The organism is Candidatus Symbiopectobacterium sp. NZEC151 (genome assembly GCF_025962655.1).
GTDB lineage: Bacteria > Pseudomonadota > Gammaproteobacteria > Enterobacterales > Enterobacteriaceae > Symbiopectobacterium.
This window is the reverse complement of sequence record NZ_JAGFPE010000001.1, coordinates 681,994-698,454: the sequence shown is the minus strand read 5'-3', so window position 1 is coordinate 698,454 and position 16,461 is coordinate 681,994. Positions and strand designations below refer to the sequence as shown.

Here is a 16,461-nt window from a genome sequence, read left to right as displayed (position 1 = left end):
GAACCCATGCTGATATATGACTTAAACGGAATCAACCTTCGCAGGATGCTTATTTCGGCTAGCGCGCAATGCTATCCCCACCTCAACTACCCAATTCATGTGTCGCTTTTCATGCACTCGAATGATCCGGCGCGATTCGCGCCGATACTGGCGTCTTCAGAGAAAAATGAGAGCAGCATCACCATGCAAAACCATACACTCAATGCATGCATAGCTACAAGATGTTCTTTTCGAGACAGTTTTTAAGGTACTCCAGTAATTTCGACACCTCAAGCCTCTCGTGCGGTTCTGTGATGGGTATTGTGCCATGGGTCAAATCAGCGATTAACGAAATGTCGGCAATGAACTGAACAAGAGACAAAATTGTCTGTAGGTGCTCCTCACTTTCCACGGTGTATCCCTTCTATCTACCACTGTAGATAAATACAGAACCTTAAAACATGACATGGGAGTCAATCTACCGGTAAGGGCTTCTGTACCAATGAATTGCCAATTCACCATGCTGTTGACCAATCAGCCAATTGGGCTACAAATGTTTTGTTTAAGCAACTCAGATGCACCGTTTGCTACCAGAGCAGAGAAATCCAAATTTTCCTATTTCATTATCTAGCTCATAATTAGATATCAAATAATTTCGCATTCAAAATGCTGAAATACCAATTTACGGAATTAAAAAACGCAACTTGAAAAAACGGAAAGTACCCGCATATAAAACATGGGTTTGTTTACCCGTATCCGTATAGGAGAGAGTTATGTCGCTAATTGTCGGACCACATGAACATGTGGGAAGGAATGGTGGTTCTTTTCAAGAATGCGAAGTGTTAATGCTGACCAATACCTCTTGGAAGATATATGGTAGGTTTTGCACAATCCGTGATAATGAATATGCTCCACCAACAAGTGTGGCAGGGCGTAAATGGGTCCAAATTTATCGAACCCCGGATAACTTCGAATAGGCTTGAACTGCAAAGAGAACCGATAGCATCTCCTGCAACTTTCATATCACACTAATTATTGGAGCCTTATATGGTAGGTACAGTAAACCTTCCCCATGCTTGCCCGAATTGTCAAAAGACAGCGCACACTTCAAGCGAACTTTTGCAGCTTTTTGGATTCCGAACTGTTCCAGCAGGTGCAACCAATCAAAGCTGGTGCCGCGAGTGCCGCTCTACAGCAAAAAAATAATTGACTGTGGGTATCTCAGGCTAGCAATTTATCATTTTAAAAGCAGCTATTTAGGCCCTTTCTGGGCCTTTTTAACATAATGTCGCCTTCGCTAATCATTTACAATCATCAGTTATTTTCACAACAGCCGCGTTGAACACAGCAGCGTTTTCAGAGGCAAACATGGCAATGCCTTTGACAGACTTGCCTTCTTTTAAGATACCGGTGGTCAATGCCTCATCCACCGTATCGAGCCTGAACGCCTTGTTGTCAGGAGAGTACGCTTTTAAGCAAAGCTTCGACAGATCGACATCATCACCAAATAGTTTAACCACTACCACCTCGAAACTCTTGGTGTAAGCCATTTTATTCCCAATGGAGATTGAGCCATTAGACTGTGCTGTTGCATATACTGCCATATTATCAGGCGTCGATGCATTTGCGGAAAAGCTAAAACCCGCCAGAGTCAAAGAAGCAACAATCATTGAAACTTTCATATCCAATCCTTTCAGTAGGTTTTAGTCTTGATTACTGTACATACGCAAGATACAGCCTATTGAAATAGTACATCAGCGAACCTAAACCATTATTAAAGGATTGTTTTACTATTTGAAGAATACGGGGTTTCGAATCTAATCCATTAATTTTTATAAAAAATAGAAAAATCCGCTCACGCGGTTTCAGTGTTAAGTTCGCAATCTGGCGCTACTTAGCGCAATCGTCAGTCTACGCTCAGGACTTTACTACCTTTGCACCATGCGATGATCATCTGTTAATTAAAGCAGCAACTAATTATTTATTTTCGCTGAAGTTTCATATTTCAATCCAAAGCGTTAGCCCTCATTTGTCCTCACCTATACTCGTTGATATTTATCCATAAAACGTCATCACTATCCTGGAGAAATCATGAGCGTTGCATATGAAGCGAAAGACATTAAAACAATATCATGGGGCAGTATCATTGCAGGTATAGTGACGGTTATGGCCGTATCTATATTATTGTCTACCCTGGGCAGCAGTTTGGGTTTTGCAATGGTCGAGCCGAAGTCAGACGATCCGGTAAATGGCGCAGGTATGGCCGTCGGTCTATGGACGGTGTTCTCCATTGTCATCAGTTTATTTGCAGGATCGTTTATCGCAGGCCGATTGGCGGGTTACGATGGTATGATTCACGGCTTCTTGAATTGGGCCAGCGCGTTACTGGTGGCTTCAGTATTGGGTGCCATGCTGGTGAGTTCGTCAATAAAAACAGCGGGAAGTGCGCTAGGCTCAATCGCATCTGCGACAGGTTCGATGATTTCCAGCGGTGGCGAAGCGCTGGGGCATGGGCTCTCTCGCATGGGGGATGCGGGGCAAAATTTATTTGAAGAGATCATGCTTGATACGCACCTCTCAAGTGATGGCTTGCAGAGTGAAGTGGAAAATGCGTTAGTTAAATCCGGTATCCCCACATTACAACCCGATTATCTCAAGCAGCAATTACAAGGTGCCAAACAGGATATCATGCTGGCTGCGCGCCGTATGGCCGTTGGCACAGAACCGAGTGAGCAGGTTGCAGCCCAATTAACCGAGAAACTTGCGCAACGAAGTAAAACGATTGCAGCCAGCATCAATCGTGATGATATCAAGCGTGCGTTAACGCAAAACACCGATCTCACGCCAACTGAGGCTGACCGGGCGGTCGAAAACATTATCAGTACCCGCGATCGTATGGTGAAAGAAGTGAGCGAGCGCCTTACTCAAGCACAACAGAATATACAGCAGGCTCAGCAGCGTTATGAGGACTGGAAAAAGCAGGCCGTCGAGCAGGCTGACCAAATGTCAAAAGCAGCGGCAAAAGCCGCGCTGTGGTCATTTTTTGCACTGCTGCTCGGTGCCGTAATCAGTACCCTTGCAGGCGCTTGGGGAGCGAAAAGTAAGCGCCATGTGTAGTATTACTCAGGCAAAAGGTGGCTGCGATGTTTAAACCAGGGGATATCGTTCAAAGTAAAACCGGTGGGCCAAGAATGCGAGTGCTTAGCGTAGAGGACAGCAGGCTTTACTGCGCGAGAATTGACGATCCTGTTGAGAAAGAAATAGAAATCAGCGTTGATAGCGTCTCGTTTTACCGCGAGGAGGGCAATTTCGGCGTCTGTTAATGCGCATTCCCTTCAGGCTGACGACCTCTTTTAGCCTGAAGGGAACGTAATAACGCGTTACTGTTGGGTCGGTGCAGTCGTCATTTTTTTCAGGTCCTGATCGATAAAGAACAGACCCCCCTGCGCCGTACTGACCAATGCCAGCTTGTCGAGAATGGATTTAAACAGTTTCTCTTCTTCATGTTGCTCAGCAACATACCATTGCAAGAAGTTGAACGTTGAATAATCTTGCTGCGTCATTGCTGCATGAGCCAGCTCGTTGATTTTGTGCGTAATTAATTGCTCATGCTCATAGGTCTGTTCAAATACGTCAGACAGTGAAGCAAAATCGACCGGCGGCGCAGCGATAGCGCCCAGTACGGGCATGCTGCCGGTATCATCCAGATAGTTGAAGAGGCGTTGCATATGTTCCATCTCTTCTTGCGAATGTGTTTTCAGGAATGCTGACGCACCTTCAAAACCTTTATCGCCACACCATGCGCTCATTTGCAGGTACAAATTAGCAGAATAGAACTCCAGGTTTAGCTGGTCGTTTAATTGTTGAATCATCTCTTTTTTGAGCATCTTTCATTCCCTCTGATTGGCAGGTGAGTCAATTTTTTTCATTATGCCTTGCTGTTAAAAAATAAAAAACATTTTATTATCAATATAATTAACATAAAAAATAAATCATTATTAATCATCAAGATAAGTTAATTGATAACGATTTTCAATTTCATCAAATAGTTATTCATTTCATTCATCTGAGAATGGTTTTTATTTCCTCCTGGTGCATCTCAGGCAGTTTATAAAAAACGCTGCTTCATTTTAATTTTATAAAAAATAATCATTCTTTTTTAGCATCAGGTCGTGGAGCAATACCGGCGTATGCCCGCTGGGCTAAAAATGCTATCATGCGCGCTCACTGACGGCCCTGAGGATAAGAACAATGGCGTATAATCTGGCTACTCTTTCTGCGCAAGAGATGGATAGAGTGAATGTTGATCTCGCAGCCTCTGGCGTGGCGTTCAAGGAACGGTACAATATGCCGGTCATTCCAGACATCGTGGAAAGAGAGCAACCGGAGCATCTGCGTGACTATTTTCGTGAACGCATCGCATTCTACCGCCAACGATCGTTGCAGTTCTCCCGCCTACCCTACGAACCCAAGGCAAAATAGCCTGAAATCTGCTGTCCAAAACACTTTTTTCGCTTGCATGTTATGCCCAACAGGCGGTTAATGGTGAGGCACACCACCTTTTACCGAGAGAGGCAAATCAAATGAGTAAAGGCATGGACAGCAAGAAGAACAGCAAGAAAAAACCGGCAAAGACCGCAGCAGAAAAACGGGCGGATAAACGGTCAAAACGCGCCCAGCAAACCGATACGGTGAGCTGATGCCTTAGTACGCTGAACGGGTAATCCCGCATTCAGCGGGATTACTCCAGTCGCGAACCCTGTATTTTACTTCTCTTCAACCATCAGCAAAAATGCGTACTCCAGCGCAATGTCTTCGTATTGTTTGAATCGACCTGATTTTCCCCCGTGCCCGGCATCCATATCCGTCAACAGCAGCAGCAGGTTGTCGTCAGTTTTCAGCTCACGCAACTTAGCCACCCATTTGGCCGGTTCCCAATACTGAACTTGCGAGTCATGCAGTCCGGTGGTAATCAACAGGTGCGGATAGGCTTGAGCACTGACATTGTCATAAGGACTGTAGTTTTTGATGTAGTCATAATAACGCGGCTCACCAGGGTTCCCCCACTCGTCATATTCGCCGGTGGTCAATGGAATTGACTCATCAAGCATGGTGGTCAGCACATCGACAAACGGGACCTGCGCTACCACGCCTTTAAACAGCGCAGGGGCCAGGTTAACGACTGCGCCCATCAGCAAGCCTCCCGCACTGCCGCCCATGGCATAAAGCTGCTTTTCATTACCATACCCCTGCGCCACCAATGCGCGAGATATATCAATAAAATCGGTAAAGGAGTGCATCTTATTGAGCAAGCGGCCGTCGTCATACCATTGCTGCCCCAACTCCCCGCCGCCGCGAATGTGGGTCAACGCAAACACAAACCCTCTGTCGAGCAGGCTCAGGCGACTCACGCTAAAATCCGGCTCCATGCTGCTGCCATAGGCACCGTAGCCGTACACCAGAAGCGGATTATTGCCAGGTTGATAGCAGTCGCGGCGATACACCAGCGACACCGGCACTTCAACGCCATCGCGCACGGTAATCCACAGGCGTTCGCTGCAATAATCCGCAGCGGCAAAGTGTTTAACCTCCGCCTGTTTGAGCAGGCACTGTTCACCGCTGTCCAGATTGATCTCGTACAGCGAGGTCGGCGTGGTCATGGATGAATAACCAAAACGCAGCAATGAGGTCTCAGGCGTCGGATTGTAAGCAAGCCAGGTAACATAGCTGGGATCGTTAAAGCTGATGTTCTTTTCGGCGCCGGTCTGCCAATGCACCTGACGCAGGGAGGTTAAGCCCTTCTCTCTCTCTTCCAGCACCAGCCAATCGCGGAACAGCTCAAAACTCTCCAGCACGCGGGTGTTATGCGGCGCGATGAGCGTTTCCAACGCCGACTCATCCCAACCGACAGTGCGATACAGGCCGAAGTTTTTGCCCTCACGGTTCGAGCGCAGATAGAATGCGCCCTGATAGTGGTCCACCCCATACTCATGATCTTTACGGCGCGGAATAAACACCTGCGGCACGGCCTGACTGTCGTGCGCATCCAGCAAGCGAACTTCGGTAGTGGTGGTACTGCTCAGGAAGATAACGATATACGCTTCAGAGGTGGTTTCACCCAGACTGACGTAATAGGTATCATCCTGCTCTTCATAGATCAGACGATCCTGGCTGACATCATCACCGAGGCGATGCATATAGACCTGATAGGGAAGCAGCGTCTGCGGGTGCTTGCGCACGTAGTAAATCGCGGAGGCATCAGCATTCCACTGCATGTTTGCCGAGACATGCTCAATGACGTCCGGCAACCACTCCCCGCTCTCCAGGTTGCGAAAACGGATGTCGTACTGACGGCGAGAAATTTTATCCTCTGCCAACGCCAGCAGTCGGTTGTCCGGGCTGACGGACAGCGCCCCCAGATGATAGAACTCGCTGTCTGCGGCACGTTCATTCTCATCCAGCAACAGTTGCCACTGTTCCGTTTCCGATGCAGGCTGGCGCACATAGAGCGCGTACTCTTTACCCGATTCGTAGCGCGTCTGATAGCGATAACCACGTTTAACATAAGGCACCGACGCATCCTGCGCCGGGATCCGCGCCACCATCTCCTGATAAAGCGTTTCTTTCACCGCATCGCAGGGTTGCATATGCGAGGCGCAATAGGCGTTTTCTGCTTGCAGATACGACAATACGGCCGGATCTTCCCGCGCATCGTCACGTAGCCAGTAGTAATTATCAATGCGGGTATCACCGTGGGTCGTGAGGGGGTACGGACGTTTTTCTGCCTGAGGTGCTTTCATTGCGTGCCATCCTGTTTTCTGGAAAGAAAATCGTGGCACGATTCTTAGAGAAAGCCAAGCGATGCTGTTTATATGCATGGCTTGTTGCCGCAGATATCCTCGCCGCGGATGCGTACGCAAACGTTTTCCTTTATACTGCGCGCCATGTCAATACAGATCAGGAAAGCATAATGTTAACGGTTGGAACAGCGCTACGCGCAGGCGCAACACGCGTGATGTTATTAGGTTGCGGAGAACTGGGTAAAGAAGTGGCGATAGAGTGCCAGCGGCTGGGCGTTGAGGTGATCGGTGTCGATCGCTATGCCAATGCTCCCGCTATGCATATCGCTCACCGCAGCCACGTCATTAACATGCTGGATGGCGCAGCGCTGCGTGCCGTTATCGAACTTGAGCGTCCTGATTACATTGTGCCGGAAATTGAAGCCATTGCCACCGACACGCTAGAGACGTTAGAGCAGGAAGGCCACCATGTAGTGCCCTGTGCCAAAGCCACGCGTCTGACCATGAACCGTGAAGGCATTCGTCGTCTGGCGGCAGAAACGTTGAGTTTGCCTACCTCCTCCTACCGTTTTGCGGCCAGCGAAGACGCGTTTCAACAGGCCGTTGCCGAAATCGGTTACCCCTGTATCGTCAAGCCGGTCATGAGTTCTTCAGGTAAAGGACAAAGTTTGATCCGTCGTGAAGAACAACGGGATCAGGCCTGGAAATACGCGCAAGAAGGTGGACGTGCGGGTGGCGGTAAGGTGATCGTGGAAGGCCTGGTCAACTTTGATTTCGAAATCACGTTATTAACGGTCAGCGCCAGCGACGGTATCCACTTCTGTGCGCCCATCGGCCACCGTCAGGAGGACGGCGACTACCGCGAATCATGGCAGCCGCAGCAAATGAGCGAACTGGCTCAGGCGCGTGCGCAGCAGATCGCCCGCGATGTGGTCAGTGCGCTGGGGGGTTATGGTCTGTTTGGCGTGGAGCTGTTTGTCTGCGGTGATGAGGTCATCTTCAGCGAAGTGTCACCGCGCCCGCATGATACCGGCATGGTCACGCTGATCTCGCAAGATCTTTCCGAATTTGCCCTGCACGTGCGCGCTTTCCTGGGTTTACCTGTCGGCGCGGTACGGCAATATGGCCCCGCCGCTTCTGCCGTTATTTTGCCTGAGTTGGTGAGCGATAACGTCAGCTACAGTGGATTAGAAAATGCCCTGCGTCCCGGTACGCAAATTCGCCTGTTTGCCAAGCCGGATATCGAAGGTAAACGCCGAATGGGTGTGGCACTGGCCGTGGCTGATAACATCGATGACGCAGTAGGGTTGGCCGTCTCGGTCGCAAGCGCCGTCAACGTGACCGGATAATCGCCTCCGGCCCCAAAAAAAAGCCACGCAATGCGTGGCTTTTTTGTCGTAACAGCGTTTTACGCTGTAGCACCTGCTACTGCTTCACGCGCCAGCTCGGTAATGCGCGCATAGTCGCCGCTTTCCAGCGCATCGTTCGGCACCAGCCAGGAGCCGCCCACGCACAGCACGCTTTTCAGCGCCAGGTAATCGCGGTAGTTTTTCAGTGAGATACCGCCAGTCGGGCAGAAACGGATATGCGAGAACGGACCTGCAATCGCTTGCAGCGCTTTTACGCCGCCGTTCGCTTCCGCCGGGAAGAATTTGAACTCACGCAAACCGTAATCCATACCCAGCATCAGTTCAGAAACGGTGCTGATCCCCGGAATCAACGCAATCGGGCCTTCCACGGCAGCTTTCAGCAACGGCTCTGTCAAGCCTGGGCTGATAGCGAACTGTGCGCCAGCAGCAATCACATCAGCCAGTTGCTGAGGATTGGTTACTGTGCCAGCACCGACAATCGCGTCAGGTACTTCTTTGGCAATGGCACGGATCGCGTCTACTGCGCAGTCGGTACGCAACGTGACTTCCAGAACGCGAACGCCACCTGCGACCAGGGCTTTCGCCATCGGCACTGCGTGCTCCAGTTTGTTCACCACAATGACTGGAACCACAGGACCCGTGGTCAAAATTTGCTCTGCGCTCGTTTTCCAGTTTTTCATTCATCATCTCCTGTCATGCCCGGAGGCATCATTAGTCATATAGCGCGCCCCTGCCACAGGGATCTGCCAAAAGCAGACGTCCGACCGCACCGAGTTAGCCAAACATTACAAACAAAAATTCAATCGATTACCGGGCACTGCCGCACGCTGTACGCGCGGCAGAACCCAACCCTTTATTCCACTTCGTTCCAGGAACGGCCATCACGGGTAATCATGGCAACAGACGCCACCGGCCCCCAGGTGCCTGCTTGATACGGTTTCGGTGCATCGTTATCCATCGCCCAGGCTTCCATGATGGAGTCAACCCATTTCCAGGCTTCTTCCGTCTCATCACGACGCACAAACAGCGCCTGAATACCGCGCATGGTTTCCAGCAACAGACGTTCGTAGGCATCCGCCAGATGCTGTTGATTAAAGGTTTCGGAGAAACTCAGGTCCAGTTTCACGGTTTGCAGACGGTGTTTATGCTCCAACCCGGGGATTTTGTTCAAAATCTGAATCTCAACGCCTTCATCAGGCTGCAAGCGGATGATCAGTTTATTCTGCGGCAGCTGCTGGTAAGAATCGTGGAACAGGTTCAACGCCGGGTTTTTGAAATAGACCACCACTTCCGAACACTTGGTGGGCAAACGCTTGCCGGTACGTAGATAGAACGGCACACCCGCCCAGCGCCAGTCGTCAATATCAACGCGGATCGCCACAAAGGTCTCGGTGTTACTGCTTTTGTTGGCACCCTCTTCTTCCAGATAGCCAGGTACTTTATGGCCCTGGACAAAGCCGGCGGTATATTGGCCGCGCACCGTGGTTTCATGCACGTTGGAACGATCGATACGGCGCAGCGAGCGCAGCACTTTCACTTTTTCGTCACGAATCCGGTCGGTGCTTAAATCCGACGGCGGAGACATGGCGATCATGGTCAGGATCTGCAACAGATGGTTTTGGATCATGTCGCGCATCTGCCCGGCCTGATCGAAATAGCCCCAGCGACCTTCAATGCCCACCTCTTCCGCCACGGTGATCTGCACATGGTCGATGGTGCGGTGATCCCAATTGGCAGAGAACAGCGAGTTGGCAAAACGCAGCGCCAGCAGGTTGAGTACCGTCTCTTTACCCAGATAATGGTCGATACGGTATACCTGACACTCTTCGAAATATTCGGCTACCTGATTGTTGATCTCGCGAGAAGAAGCCAGATCCGAACCCAGCGGTTTCTCCATTACCACGCGCGACGGCGACTTGTTCAGCCCCGCTTCCCCCAGCCCGCGACAAATTGCACCGAAGGTGCTGGGCGGCATGGCGAAATAGTTGATGGTGGTGCGGTTCTTTTGGTCGAGCATTTTGCCCAGCCGTTTGAAACCGGCGGTATCCTGCACATCCAGATTGCAAAAATCCAGCCGCCCACTCAGCGTTTGCCACAGCCCGTCATCAATAGACTCCTTCATGAAGGTGTCCAGCGCTTCACGGACTACGCTAACGTATTTTTCCTTATCCCACTCTGCACGTCCCACGCCGATGATGCGCGTGTCCGGATGAATATGACCGGCCTTTTCCAATTGATACAGAGACGGCAGCAGTTTCCGGCGCGCCAAATCGCCTTTCGCACCGAAAATAACCAGATCACACGCCTGGGCTGTTGAAGTTACCGCCATGTTCATCTCCTCGTTGCAGGATGCTGTAATTTTATTACAGCAATAATGTACTCTTTTTGACTAGGACCCGTAAACCCGTCAATAAATGTCATTAAGTTTCACAATGCGCATCACGTAATGATGAAAAAAACCCACTGTATGAATGACTGAAACGGTTTAGGCGTTCCTCCAAAAGAGAAATTTTCTGTCTTTTCTGACAGTCGGTTACTTTTTTGAAAGTTAGACACACGTCATGTTCTCAGAAAAAAAATGCGCGGCCTTACGCAGTTTTCCCTGCCAACCCAGCATGGGGCGTAGTATATTCCCATGAATTCTGCATCGGTTTCCCTCTGGTTGAAATCGATAAAACCGCACACGGTCTCATTATATGAACATGCTGGACAAAATTCTGAGCCACCTTGAGCTCCTCAGCAAGTCAGAACGAAAAGTGGCAGAGGTTATTTTGGCGGCGCCACATACCGCCATCCACTCCAGTATTGCCACACTGGCTGGCATGGCGGAGGTTAGCGAGCCCACCGTCAACCGTTTCTGCCGCCGTCTGGAAACCAAAGGCTTTCCCGATTTCAAACTTCATCTGGCGCAAAGCATTGCCAATGGCACGCCGTATGTTAACCGTAACGTCGATGAAGATGACAGCGTCGATTCCTATACCAGCAAAATTTTCGAATCCACCATGGCTGGGCTGGAGCACGCCAAATCGAATCTGGACATCACCGCGGTCAATCGCGCCGTCGATTTGCTGACGCAGGCCAAGAAAATTTCATTTTTCGGCTTTGGTGCGTCGGCCGCCGTGGCGCACGATGCGATGAATAAATTTTTCCGCTTTAATATCCCTGTCGTTTACTTCGATGACATTGTTATGCAGCGCATGAGTTGCATGAACTCCAGCGATGGGGATGTCGTGGTGCTGATCTCCCATACCGGCAGAACTAAAAGTCTGGTTGAAATGGCCCAGTTAGCGCGGGAAAACGATGCAACGGTTATCGCCATCACGTCAGATGACAGCCCCCTAGCCCACGAGGCGTCTTTGACGCTACGCGTCGATGTGCCGGAAGATACTGATGTTTATATGCCCATGGTGTCCCGTATCGCACAATTAACGCTGATTGACGTACTGGCGACCGGGTTTACGCTGCGCCGAGGCGCCAAATTCAGAGATAACCTTAAGCGCGTCAAGGAAGCCTTACGGGAATCGCGCTTTGATAAAAGCGACCGTTTTGGCGGTTCTTACGGTAACGAGCACTAAACATCTGTTTTTATAATTTTGTGTTTATATAAACAGGTGTTTTTATTAACATATTGTTTTTGTTAGCACAATGCGTTTGTATTTAACGATTTACCCAACATGATAATCATAACAAGGGGAAGGGTTGGCTATCCTTAAGGAGTAATGGCTGCTATACATGACCATTGCCCGGTACAGCCACCCGTACTTAACCACGGATGCGGGCCGCGTTTGCGCTTTACCTGATGCCAGAGCACGGTTCGGCACTACTCACTTCACTATTGCTTCACAAGTCAACGGAGTTATACATGTCCAGACGGCTCAGAAGAACCAAAATCGTCACTACGCTGGGGCCAGCTACCGACCGCGACAATAATCTGGAAAAGGTCATTGCCGCAGGCGCTAACGTAGTCCGCCTGAATTTTTCGCACGGTACGCCTGAAGATCATCTGCTGCGTGCGGACAAAGTGCGGGAAATCGCAGCAAAATTGGGCCGCCATGTGGCAATTCTGGGCGACCTCCAGGGGCCAAAAATTCGCGTTTCGACCTTTAAAGAAGGCAAAGTCTTCCTGAACGTTGGCGACAAATTCCTGCTGGATGCCAACCTGGGCAAAGGTGAAGGCGACAAAGAAAAAGTGGGCATCGACTACAAAGGCTTGCCGGCCGATGTGGTACCGGGTGATATCTTGTTGCTTGACGATGGCCGCGTACAGTTAAAAGTATTGCGCGTGGACGGCATGAAGGTGTTCACCGAAGTGACCGTCGGCGGCCCCCTGTCCAATAACAAAGGGATTAACAAGCTCGGTGGCGGTCTGTCTGCCGAGGCATTAACTGAAAAAGACAAAGCCGATATCATCACAGCGGCCAAGATTGGCGTCGATTATCTGGCGGTGTCTTTCCCGCGCTGCGGCGAAGACCTCAATTACGCCCGCCGTCTGGCACGCGATGCCGGCAGTCAGGCGAAGATTGTTTCCAAGGTAGAACGTGCCGAAGCGGTCGCTACGGACGAAGCCATGGACGACATCATTCTGGCCTCCGACGTAGTGATGGTGGCGCGTGGCGATCTGGGTGTTGAAATTGGTGACCCGGAGCTGGTCGGTATTCAGAAGAAACTGATCCGTCGTGCACGTCAGTTGAACCGTGCGGTGATCACCGCGACCCAGATGATGGAATCCATGATCACCAACCCGATGCCGACCCGTGCCGAAGTCATGGACGTCGCCAACGCCGTGTTGGACGGTACCGATGCCGTGATGCTGTCAGCCGAAACCGCTGCCGGTCAGTACCCTGCCGAAACCGTCGCAGCGATGGCCAGCGTATGTCTTGGTGCGGAAAAAATTCCGAGTATCAATGTCTCCAAGCACCGCCTGGATGTGCAATTCGATAACATCGAAGAATCGATTGCCATGTCCACAATGTATGCTGCGAATCACCTGAAAGGCATCACCGCGATTATCGCCATGACCGAGTCTGGCCGCACCGCGCTAATGATGTCTCGTATCAGTTCCGGTTTGCCGATATTCGCCATGTCTCGCCATGAGCACACGTTGAATCTCACGGCGCTCTACCGTGGGGTTACGCCGGTACATTTTGACAGTTATACCGACGGTGTTGCCGCAGCCAACGATGCGGTGATTCGGTTACGTGACAAAGGGTTCCTGGTGTCTGGCGATCTGGTTATCGTCACGCAAGGCGACGTAATGAGTACGGTAGGCACCACCAACACCTGCCGCATCCTGCGCGTAGAATAACCCTTTGCTGCTTGCATAAAAAAAGCCCCTGAATCAGGGGCTTTTTTATTGTTTATCTCGGGTTACTTAAAACGTTTCCCAATTTCCTTCCGCTTTAGGTGCAGATTTTTGCGCGGTTAATGCTGGCACCGGACTGGTTGCTACCGGTTTACGTACCGCCACGGCTTTTGGCGCTGACCCCAGCGTCGCCAATTGGAAGATAGAGACGATCTGATTGAGATGCCGCGCTTGCTCTTCTAACGAGGCAGAGGCGGAAGCCGATTGCTCCACCAACGCGGCGTTCTGCTGTGTCACGCTATCCATTTCCACCACGGCCTGGCCGACCTGACTGATCCCCTTGCTCTGTTCGCTCGACGCAGAAGCAATCTCCCCCATGATATCCGTCACGCTGGTCACCGCCTTGACGATATTTTCCATCGCACTGCCTGCCAGCGCGACCTGATCCGAGCCAATCTTGACGTTATTGACGGATTCATCGATCAGGGTTTCAATCTCTTTTGCCGCCTGAGCACTGCGCTGGGCCAGGTTACGCACCTCCCCGGCTACCACGGCAAAGCCCCGCCCCTGTTCGCCAGCGCGCGCGGCCTCAACGGCCGCATTCAACGCCAGAATGTTGGTCTGGAAGGCAATACCGTTAATGACGGAAATAATATCGGCAATTTTTTGTGAGCTGCCGCTGATCGTACTCATGGTCTTGATCACGCCGTTGACGATATCACCGCCTTCATTGGCGGTCTGTGAAGCGTTCTTCGCGACCAGACTGGCCTGATTAGCGTTATCCGCATTCTGTTTCACCACCGCGCTCAATTGTTCCATGCTGGCGGCGGTTTGTTCTAACGCAGACGCCTGCTCTTCGGTGCGCGATGAAAGATCGGTGTTGCCCGACGCAATTTCCCCGGCGCTGCGGTAAATTTCTTCAGCGCTGCCGCGAATATCCGATACGGTCTTCACCCAATTGCCTTGCATTTGCTGAACGAAAGGAGCCAGCCTGCCGACACAGTTTCTCCCCATCTGCTCCAAGGGCGTATGCAAAATGCCTTCTGCCAACACTTGCAGATGCTGCTGAATGCGCTCCAACGGGCGCACCACGAACGCCGCCAGGTAGCGATCGGTCAGTACCACAATGACTGCGCCCACGGCCAGCGCGGCAATCAGGATACGTTTGCACCACTCAACCCAACCACTAATACGTTGCTGCGCCTGCTCTTTTAAACCGGCGATAACCGCGTTGTATTTATCGATAGCCGTAGTGAAATCACGACGCAGTTCGCGGTAAGCACCGCTGGAGAGTTGTTGGAAGCTATCTGCGCGATCGCCTTTCAACGCCTCATACATCGGGACCATGGCCTGACTGTACAGCCGATAGGAGCTGTTATAGATCTCATCTACCGTAACGTTATTGATATTGGCGTGATCGGTCACCTTAAACGTTTCCAGCCCTTGTTTTAAACGGGCCAACTCTTCCTCTGCCGTGCGCAATTCCGTAGCGAGTAATGTGGGATTGTTACCGGTTTTGGCTTCAGCAGCGCGGTCCAATGCACTTTTTGCACGATAATATTGACCGCTGGCACCGTTGATAATGTCGCCGTTAATTTGCTGTACGTTGGTGAGATCAATTTCATCGTTTAGTTGGCTCAGCGAGTAGAGTGCGAACGCCGAAACGCCGCCCCACAGCAAGGAAAACAGGATCAGGATAAGCACCAGCATGGTTCTTATTTTGGTATCGCGGATAAAATTCATAATATCAGCCCTGGAAAGGTAATGATTAGGGGTTCATCGGTGTGAACCAAATCCATGCTTCCTTGCGTGAAAACCGCGCAAGTCAACCTGCGGGCCGTAATTGTCCATACTTGTGTAACGCTCAATGCGTTAAGGTTATCGACATGTTATTGAAACACTTGAGGGTTACGTTAAAATATTTTTATTATAATTAAAAAAAACACGTAATTTAACGGTGGGGACAGCAGAGGACACGACAGAATACGCGGTAACAGGCTCACGCCTGCTACCGCCGCGTTGGCAAGAAAGCGACTTAGTCGCGAAACAGTTCATCCCGGCAGTAGGGTTCCGTCTCTCCCGGTTTGCGGGTTTTCAAGATCTTCAAAATCCAGGTGTACTGCTCCGGGTTCGGGCCGACCAATTGTTCGACTTCTTCATTCATTCGGCGCGCTATCTGGGTGTCATCCGCCTCAAGCAAGTCATCCATCGGCGGGCGGATCACCACATCCAGTACCCCTTCTGCGGCGTTGTACACCGGGAACAGCGGCACCACCGAGGCTTTACAGACCTTCATCAAGCGGCCAATGGCGGGTAAGGTAGCCTTGTAGGTAGCAAAAAAATCAACAAATTCGCTGTGCTCAGGACCGTGATCCTGATCCGGCAGATAATACCCCCAGTAGCCATTACGAATTGAGCTGACGAAAGGCTTGATACCATCATTTCGGGCATGAACGCGGCCATTGGTGCAAAGGCGTGCGCTGTTCCACAGATAATCCACCAGCGGATTTTTTTGATTATGCATCATTGCCGCAATTTTCTGGCCTTTGGCAGAGATCAGCATGGCGGGAATATCAACGCCCCAACCGTGGGGAACCAAAAAAATGATATTGCGTTGTTGCTGCTGGAGCGCTTCGACGGTTTCCCAACCGTGCCAACGCAGTTTTTTCTGCACATGTTCAGCGCCGCGAACCGCCACTTCGGCCATCATCACCATCGCTTGCGGTGCGGTAGCAAACATCCGGTCAATAATCGCTTCCCGCTTAGATTCCGACAGTTCAGGGAAGCAATAGAGCAGATTGATTCGGGCGCGTCTTCTCGCACCTTTGGCAAAGCGGCCGACCAGTTTGCCCAAATGACCCAACACCGGGTCGCGCCAGCGGGCGGGAACATAAGCCGTTGCCGCCATGGCTCCTGCGGCTAGCCATACTCCCCAATAGCGCGGTAGATAAAACTCGCGTTTGAACTCGGGGATAAACTCGGCGCTATTTTTTTTCTCTGTATTCATGCC

13 protein-coding genes are annotated in these 16,461 nt (G+C 50.9%); 6 read left to right on the top strand and 7 right to left on the bottom strand.

Annotated features, from left to right (window positions below; genetic code table 11):
* Positions 1 to 1,280: 1,280 nt before the first annotated feature.
* Positions 1,281 to 1,661, bottom strand: coding sequence for a DUF4354 family protein (locus J5067_RS03205; RefSeq protein ID WP_264650416.1), 381 nt, complete (start codon positions 1,659 to 1,661; stop codon positions 1,281 to 1,283).
* 484 nt (positions 1,662 to 2,145) lie between these two features.
* Between J5067_RS03205 and J5067_RS03200 the strand changes: the two genes are divergently transcribed.
* Both J5067_RS03200 and J5067_RS03195 read left to right on the top strand, forming a co-directional pair.
* The gene (locus J5067_RS03200; protein WP_264642331.1) at positions 2,146 to 3,096 is read left to right on the top strand and encodes a YrzE family protein; all 951 of its coding nucleotides are present in this window, start codon (positions 2,146 to 2,148) and stop codon (positions 3,094 to 3,096) included.
* Positions 3,097 to 3,122: 26 nt separating this feature from the next.
* Complete coding sequence (locus J5067_RS03195) at positions 3,123 to 3,302, top strand: DUF2158 domain-containing protein (RefSeq protein ID WP_264650415.1); 180 nt, start codon at positions 3,123 to 3,125, stop codon at positions 3,300 to 3,302.
* Positions 3,303 to 3,359: 57 nt separating this feature from the next.
* On the opposite strand, the gene ftnA is transcribed toward J5067_RS03195, so the two are convergent.
* On the bottom strand, positions 3,360 to 3,866 hold the full coding sequence (ftnA, locus tag J5067_RS03190) for a non-heme ferritin (protein WP_264650414.1): 507 nt from the start codon (positions 3,864 to 3,866) through the stop codon (positions 3,360 to 3,362).
* Positions 3,867 to 4,230: 364 nt separating this feature from the next.
* Between ftnA and J5067_RS03185 the strand changes: the two genes are divergently transcribed.
* Positions 4,231 to 4,461 carry a DNA polymerase III subunit theta gene (locus J5067_RS03185; RefSeq protein ID WP_264650413.1) on the top strand — a complete coding sequence of 77 codons (231 nt, stop codon included), beginning with the start codon at positions 4,231 to 4,233 and terminating at the stop codon, positions 4,459 to 4,461.
* Between the two features lie 284 nt (positions 4,462 to 4,745).
* On the opposite strand, the gene J5067_RS03180 is transcribed toward J5067_RS03185, so the two are convergent.
* Positions 4,746 to 6,779, bottom strand: coding sequence for a S9 family peptidase (locus J5067_RS03180; protein WP_264650412.1), 2,034 nt, complete (start codon positions 6,777 to 6,779; stop codon positions 4,746 to 4,748).
* 170 nt (positions 6,780 to 6,949) lie between these two features.
* Between J5067_RS03180 and purT the strand changes: the two genes are divergently transcribed.
* The gene (gene purT, locus J5067_RS03175; protein ID WP_264642326.1) at positions 6,950 to 8,128 is read left to right on the top strand and encodes a formate-dependent phosphoribosylglycinamide formyltransferase; all 1,179 of its coding nucleotides are present in this window, start codon (positions 6,950 to 6,952) and stop codon (positions 8,126 to 8,128) included.
* 59 nt (positions 8,129 to 8,187) lie between these two features.
* Here the strand turns inward: purT and J5067_RS03170 are convergent, their stop codons facing one another.
* The gene (locus tag J5067_RS03170; RefSeq protein ID WP_264642325.1) at positions 8,188 to 8,829 is read right to left on the bottom strand and encodes a bifunctional 4-hydroxy-2-oxoglutarate aldolase/2-dehydro-3-deoxy-phosphogluconate aldolase; all 642 of its coding nucleotides are present in this window, start codon (positions 8,827 to 8,829) and stop codon (positions 8,188 to 8,190) included.
* 173 nt (positions 8,830 to 9,002) lie between these two features.
* Entirely contained in the window at positions 9,003 to 10,478 is a 1,476-nt protein-coding gene (gene zwf, locus J5067_RS03165) for a glucose-6-phosphate dehydrogenase (RefSeq protein ID WP_264642324.1), read from the bottom strand.
* A gap of 367 nt (positions 10,479 to 10,845) precedes the next feature.
* Here zwf and J5067_RS03160 point away from each other — a divergent pair, with 367 nt between their 5' ends.
* Both J5067_RS03160 and pyk read left to right on the top strand, forming a co-directional pair.
* Positions 10,846 to 11,724 (top strand): MurR/RpiR family transcriptional regulator, encoded by an 879-nt coding sequence (locus J5067_RS03160; protein WP_264642323.1) that lies wholly within the window; start codon positions 10,846 to 10,848, stop codon positions 11,722 to 11,724.
* Positions 11,725 to 12,011: 287 nt separating this feature from the next.
* Positions 12,012 to 13,454, top strand: a complete 1,443-nt coding sequence (pyk, locus tag J5067_RS03155; RefSeq protein ID WP_264642322.1) for a pyruvate kinase — start codon at positions 12,012 to 12,014, stop codon at positions 13,452 to 13,454.
* A 66-nt stretch (positions 13,455 to 13,520) separates the two neighbouring features.
* Here pyk and J5067_RS03150 read toward each other — a convergent pair whose 3' ends face one another.
* The gene (locus J5067_RS03150; RefSeq protein WP_264642321.1) at positions 13,521 to 15,194 is read right to left on the bottom strand and encodes a methyl-accepting chemotaxis protein; all 1,674 of its coding nucleotides are present in this window, start codon (positions 15,192 to 15,194) and stop codon (positions 13,521 to 13,523) included.
* A gap of 292 nt (positions 15,195 to 15,486) precedes the next feature.
* Positions 15,487 to 16,458, bottom strand: a complete 972-nt coding sequence (gene lpxM, locus J5067_RS03145; protein ID WP_264642320.1) for a lauroyl-Kdo(2)-lipid IV(A) myristoyltransferase — start codon at positions 16,456 to 16,458, stop codon at positions 15,487 to 15,489.
* Positions 16,459 to 16,461: the final 3 nt, after the last annotated feature.

Coding starts and splice junctions, on each gene's coding strand:
- J5067_RS03205 (WP_264650416.1), bottom strand. CDS start 1,661: ATGAAAGTTTCAATGATTGTTGCTTCTTTGACTCTGGCGGGTTTTAGC.
- J5067_RS03200 (WP_264642331.1), top strand. CDS start 2,146: ATGGCCGTATCTATATTATTGTCTACCCTGGGCAGCAGTTTGGGTTTT.
- J5067_RS03195 (WP_264650415.1), top strand. CDS start 3,123: ATGTTTAAACCAGGGGATATCGTTCAAAGTAAAACCGGTGGGCCAAGA.
- ftnA (WP_264650414.1), bottom strand. CDS start 3,866: ATGCTCAAAAAAGAGATGATTCAACAATTAAACGACCAGCTAAACCTG.
- J5067_RS03185 (WP_264650413.1), top strand. CDS start 4,231: ATGGCGTATAATCTGGCTACTCTTTCTGCGCAAGAGATGGATAGAGTG.
- J5067_RS03180 (WP_264650412.1), bottom strand. CDS start 6,779: ATGAAAGCACCTCAGGCAGAAAAACGTCCGTACCCCCTCACGACCCAC.
- purT (WP_264642326.1), top strand. CDS start 6,950: ATGTTAACGGTTGGAACAGCGCTACGCGCAGGCGCAACACGCGTGATG.
- J5067_RS03170 (WP_264642325.1), bottom strand. CDS start 8,829: ATGAAAAACTGGAAAACGAGCGCAGAGCAAATTTTGACCACGGGTCCT.
- zwf (WP_264642324.1), bottom strand. CDS start 10,478: ATGGCGGTAACTTCAACAGCCCAGGCGTGTGATCTGGTTATTTTCGGT.
- J5067_RS03160 (WP_264642323.1), top strand. CDS start 10,846: ATGAACATGCTGGACAAAATTCTGAGCCACCTTGAGCTCCTCAGCAAG.
- pyk (WP_264642322.1), top strand. CDS start 12,012: ATGTCCAGACGGCTCAGAAGAACCAAAATCGTCACTACGCTGGGGCCA.
- J5067_RS03150 (WP_264642321.1), bottom strand. CDS start 15,194: ATGAATTTTATCCGCGATACCAAAATAAGAACCATGCTGGTGCTTATC.
- lpxM (WP_264642320.1), bottom strand. CDS start 16,458: ATGAATACAGAGAAAAAAAATAGCGCCGAGTTTATCCCCGAGTTCAAA.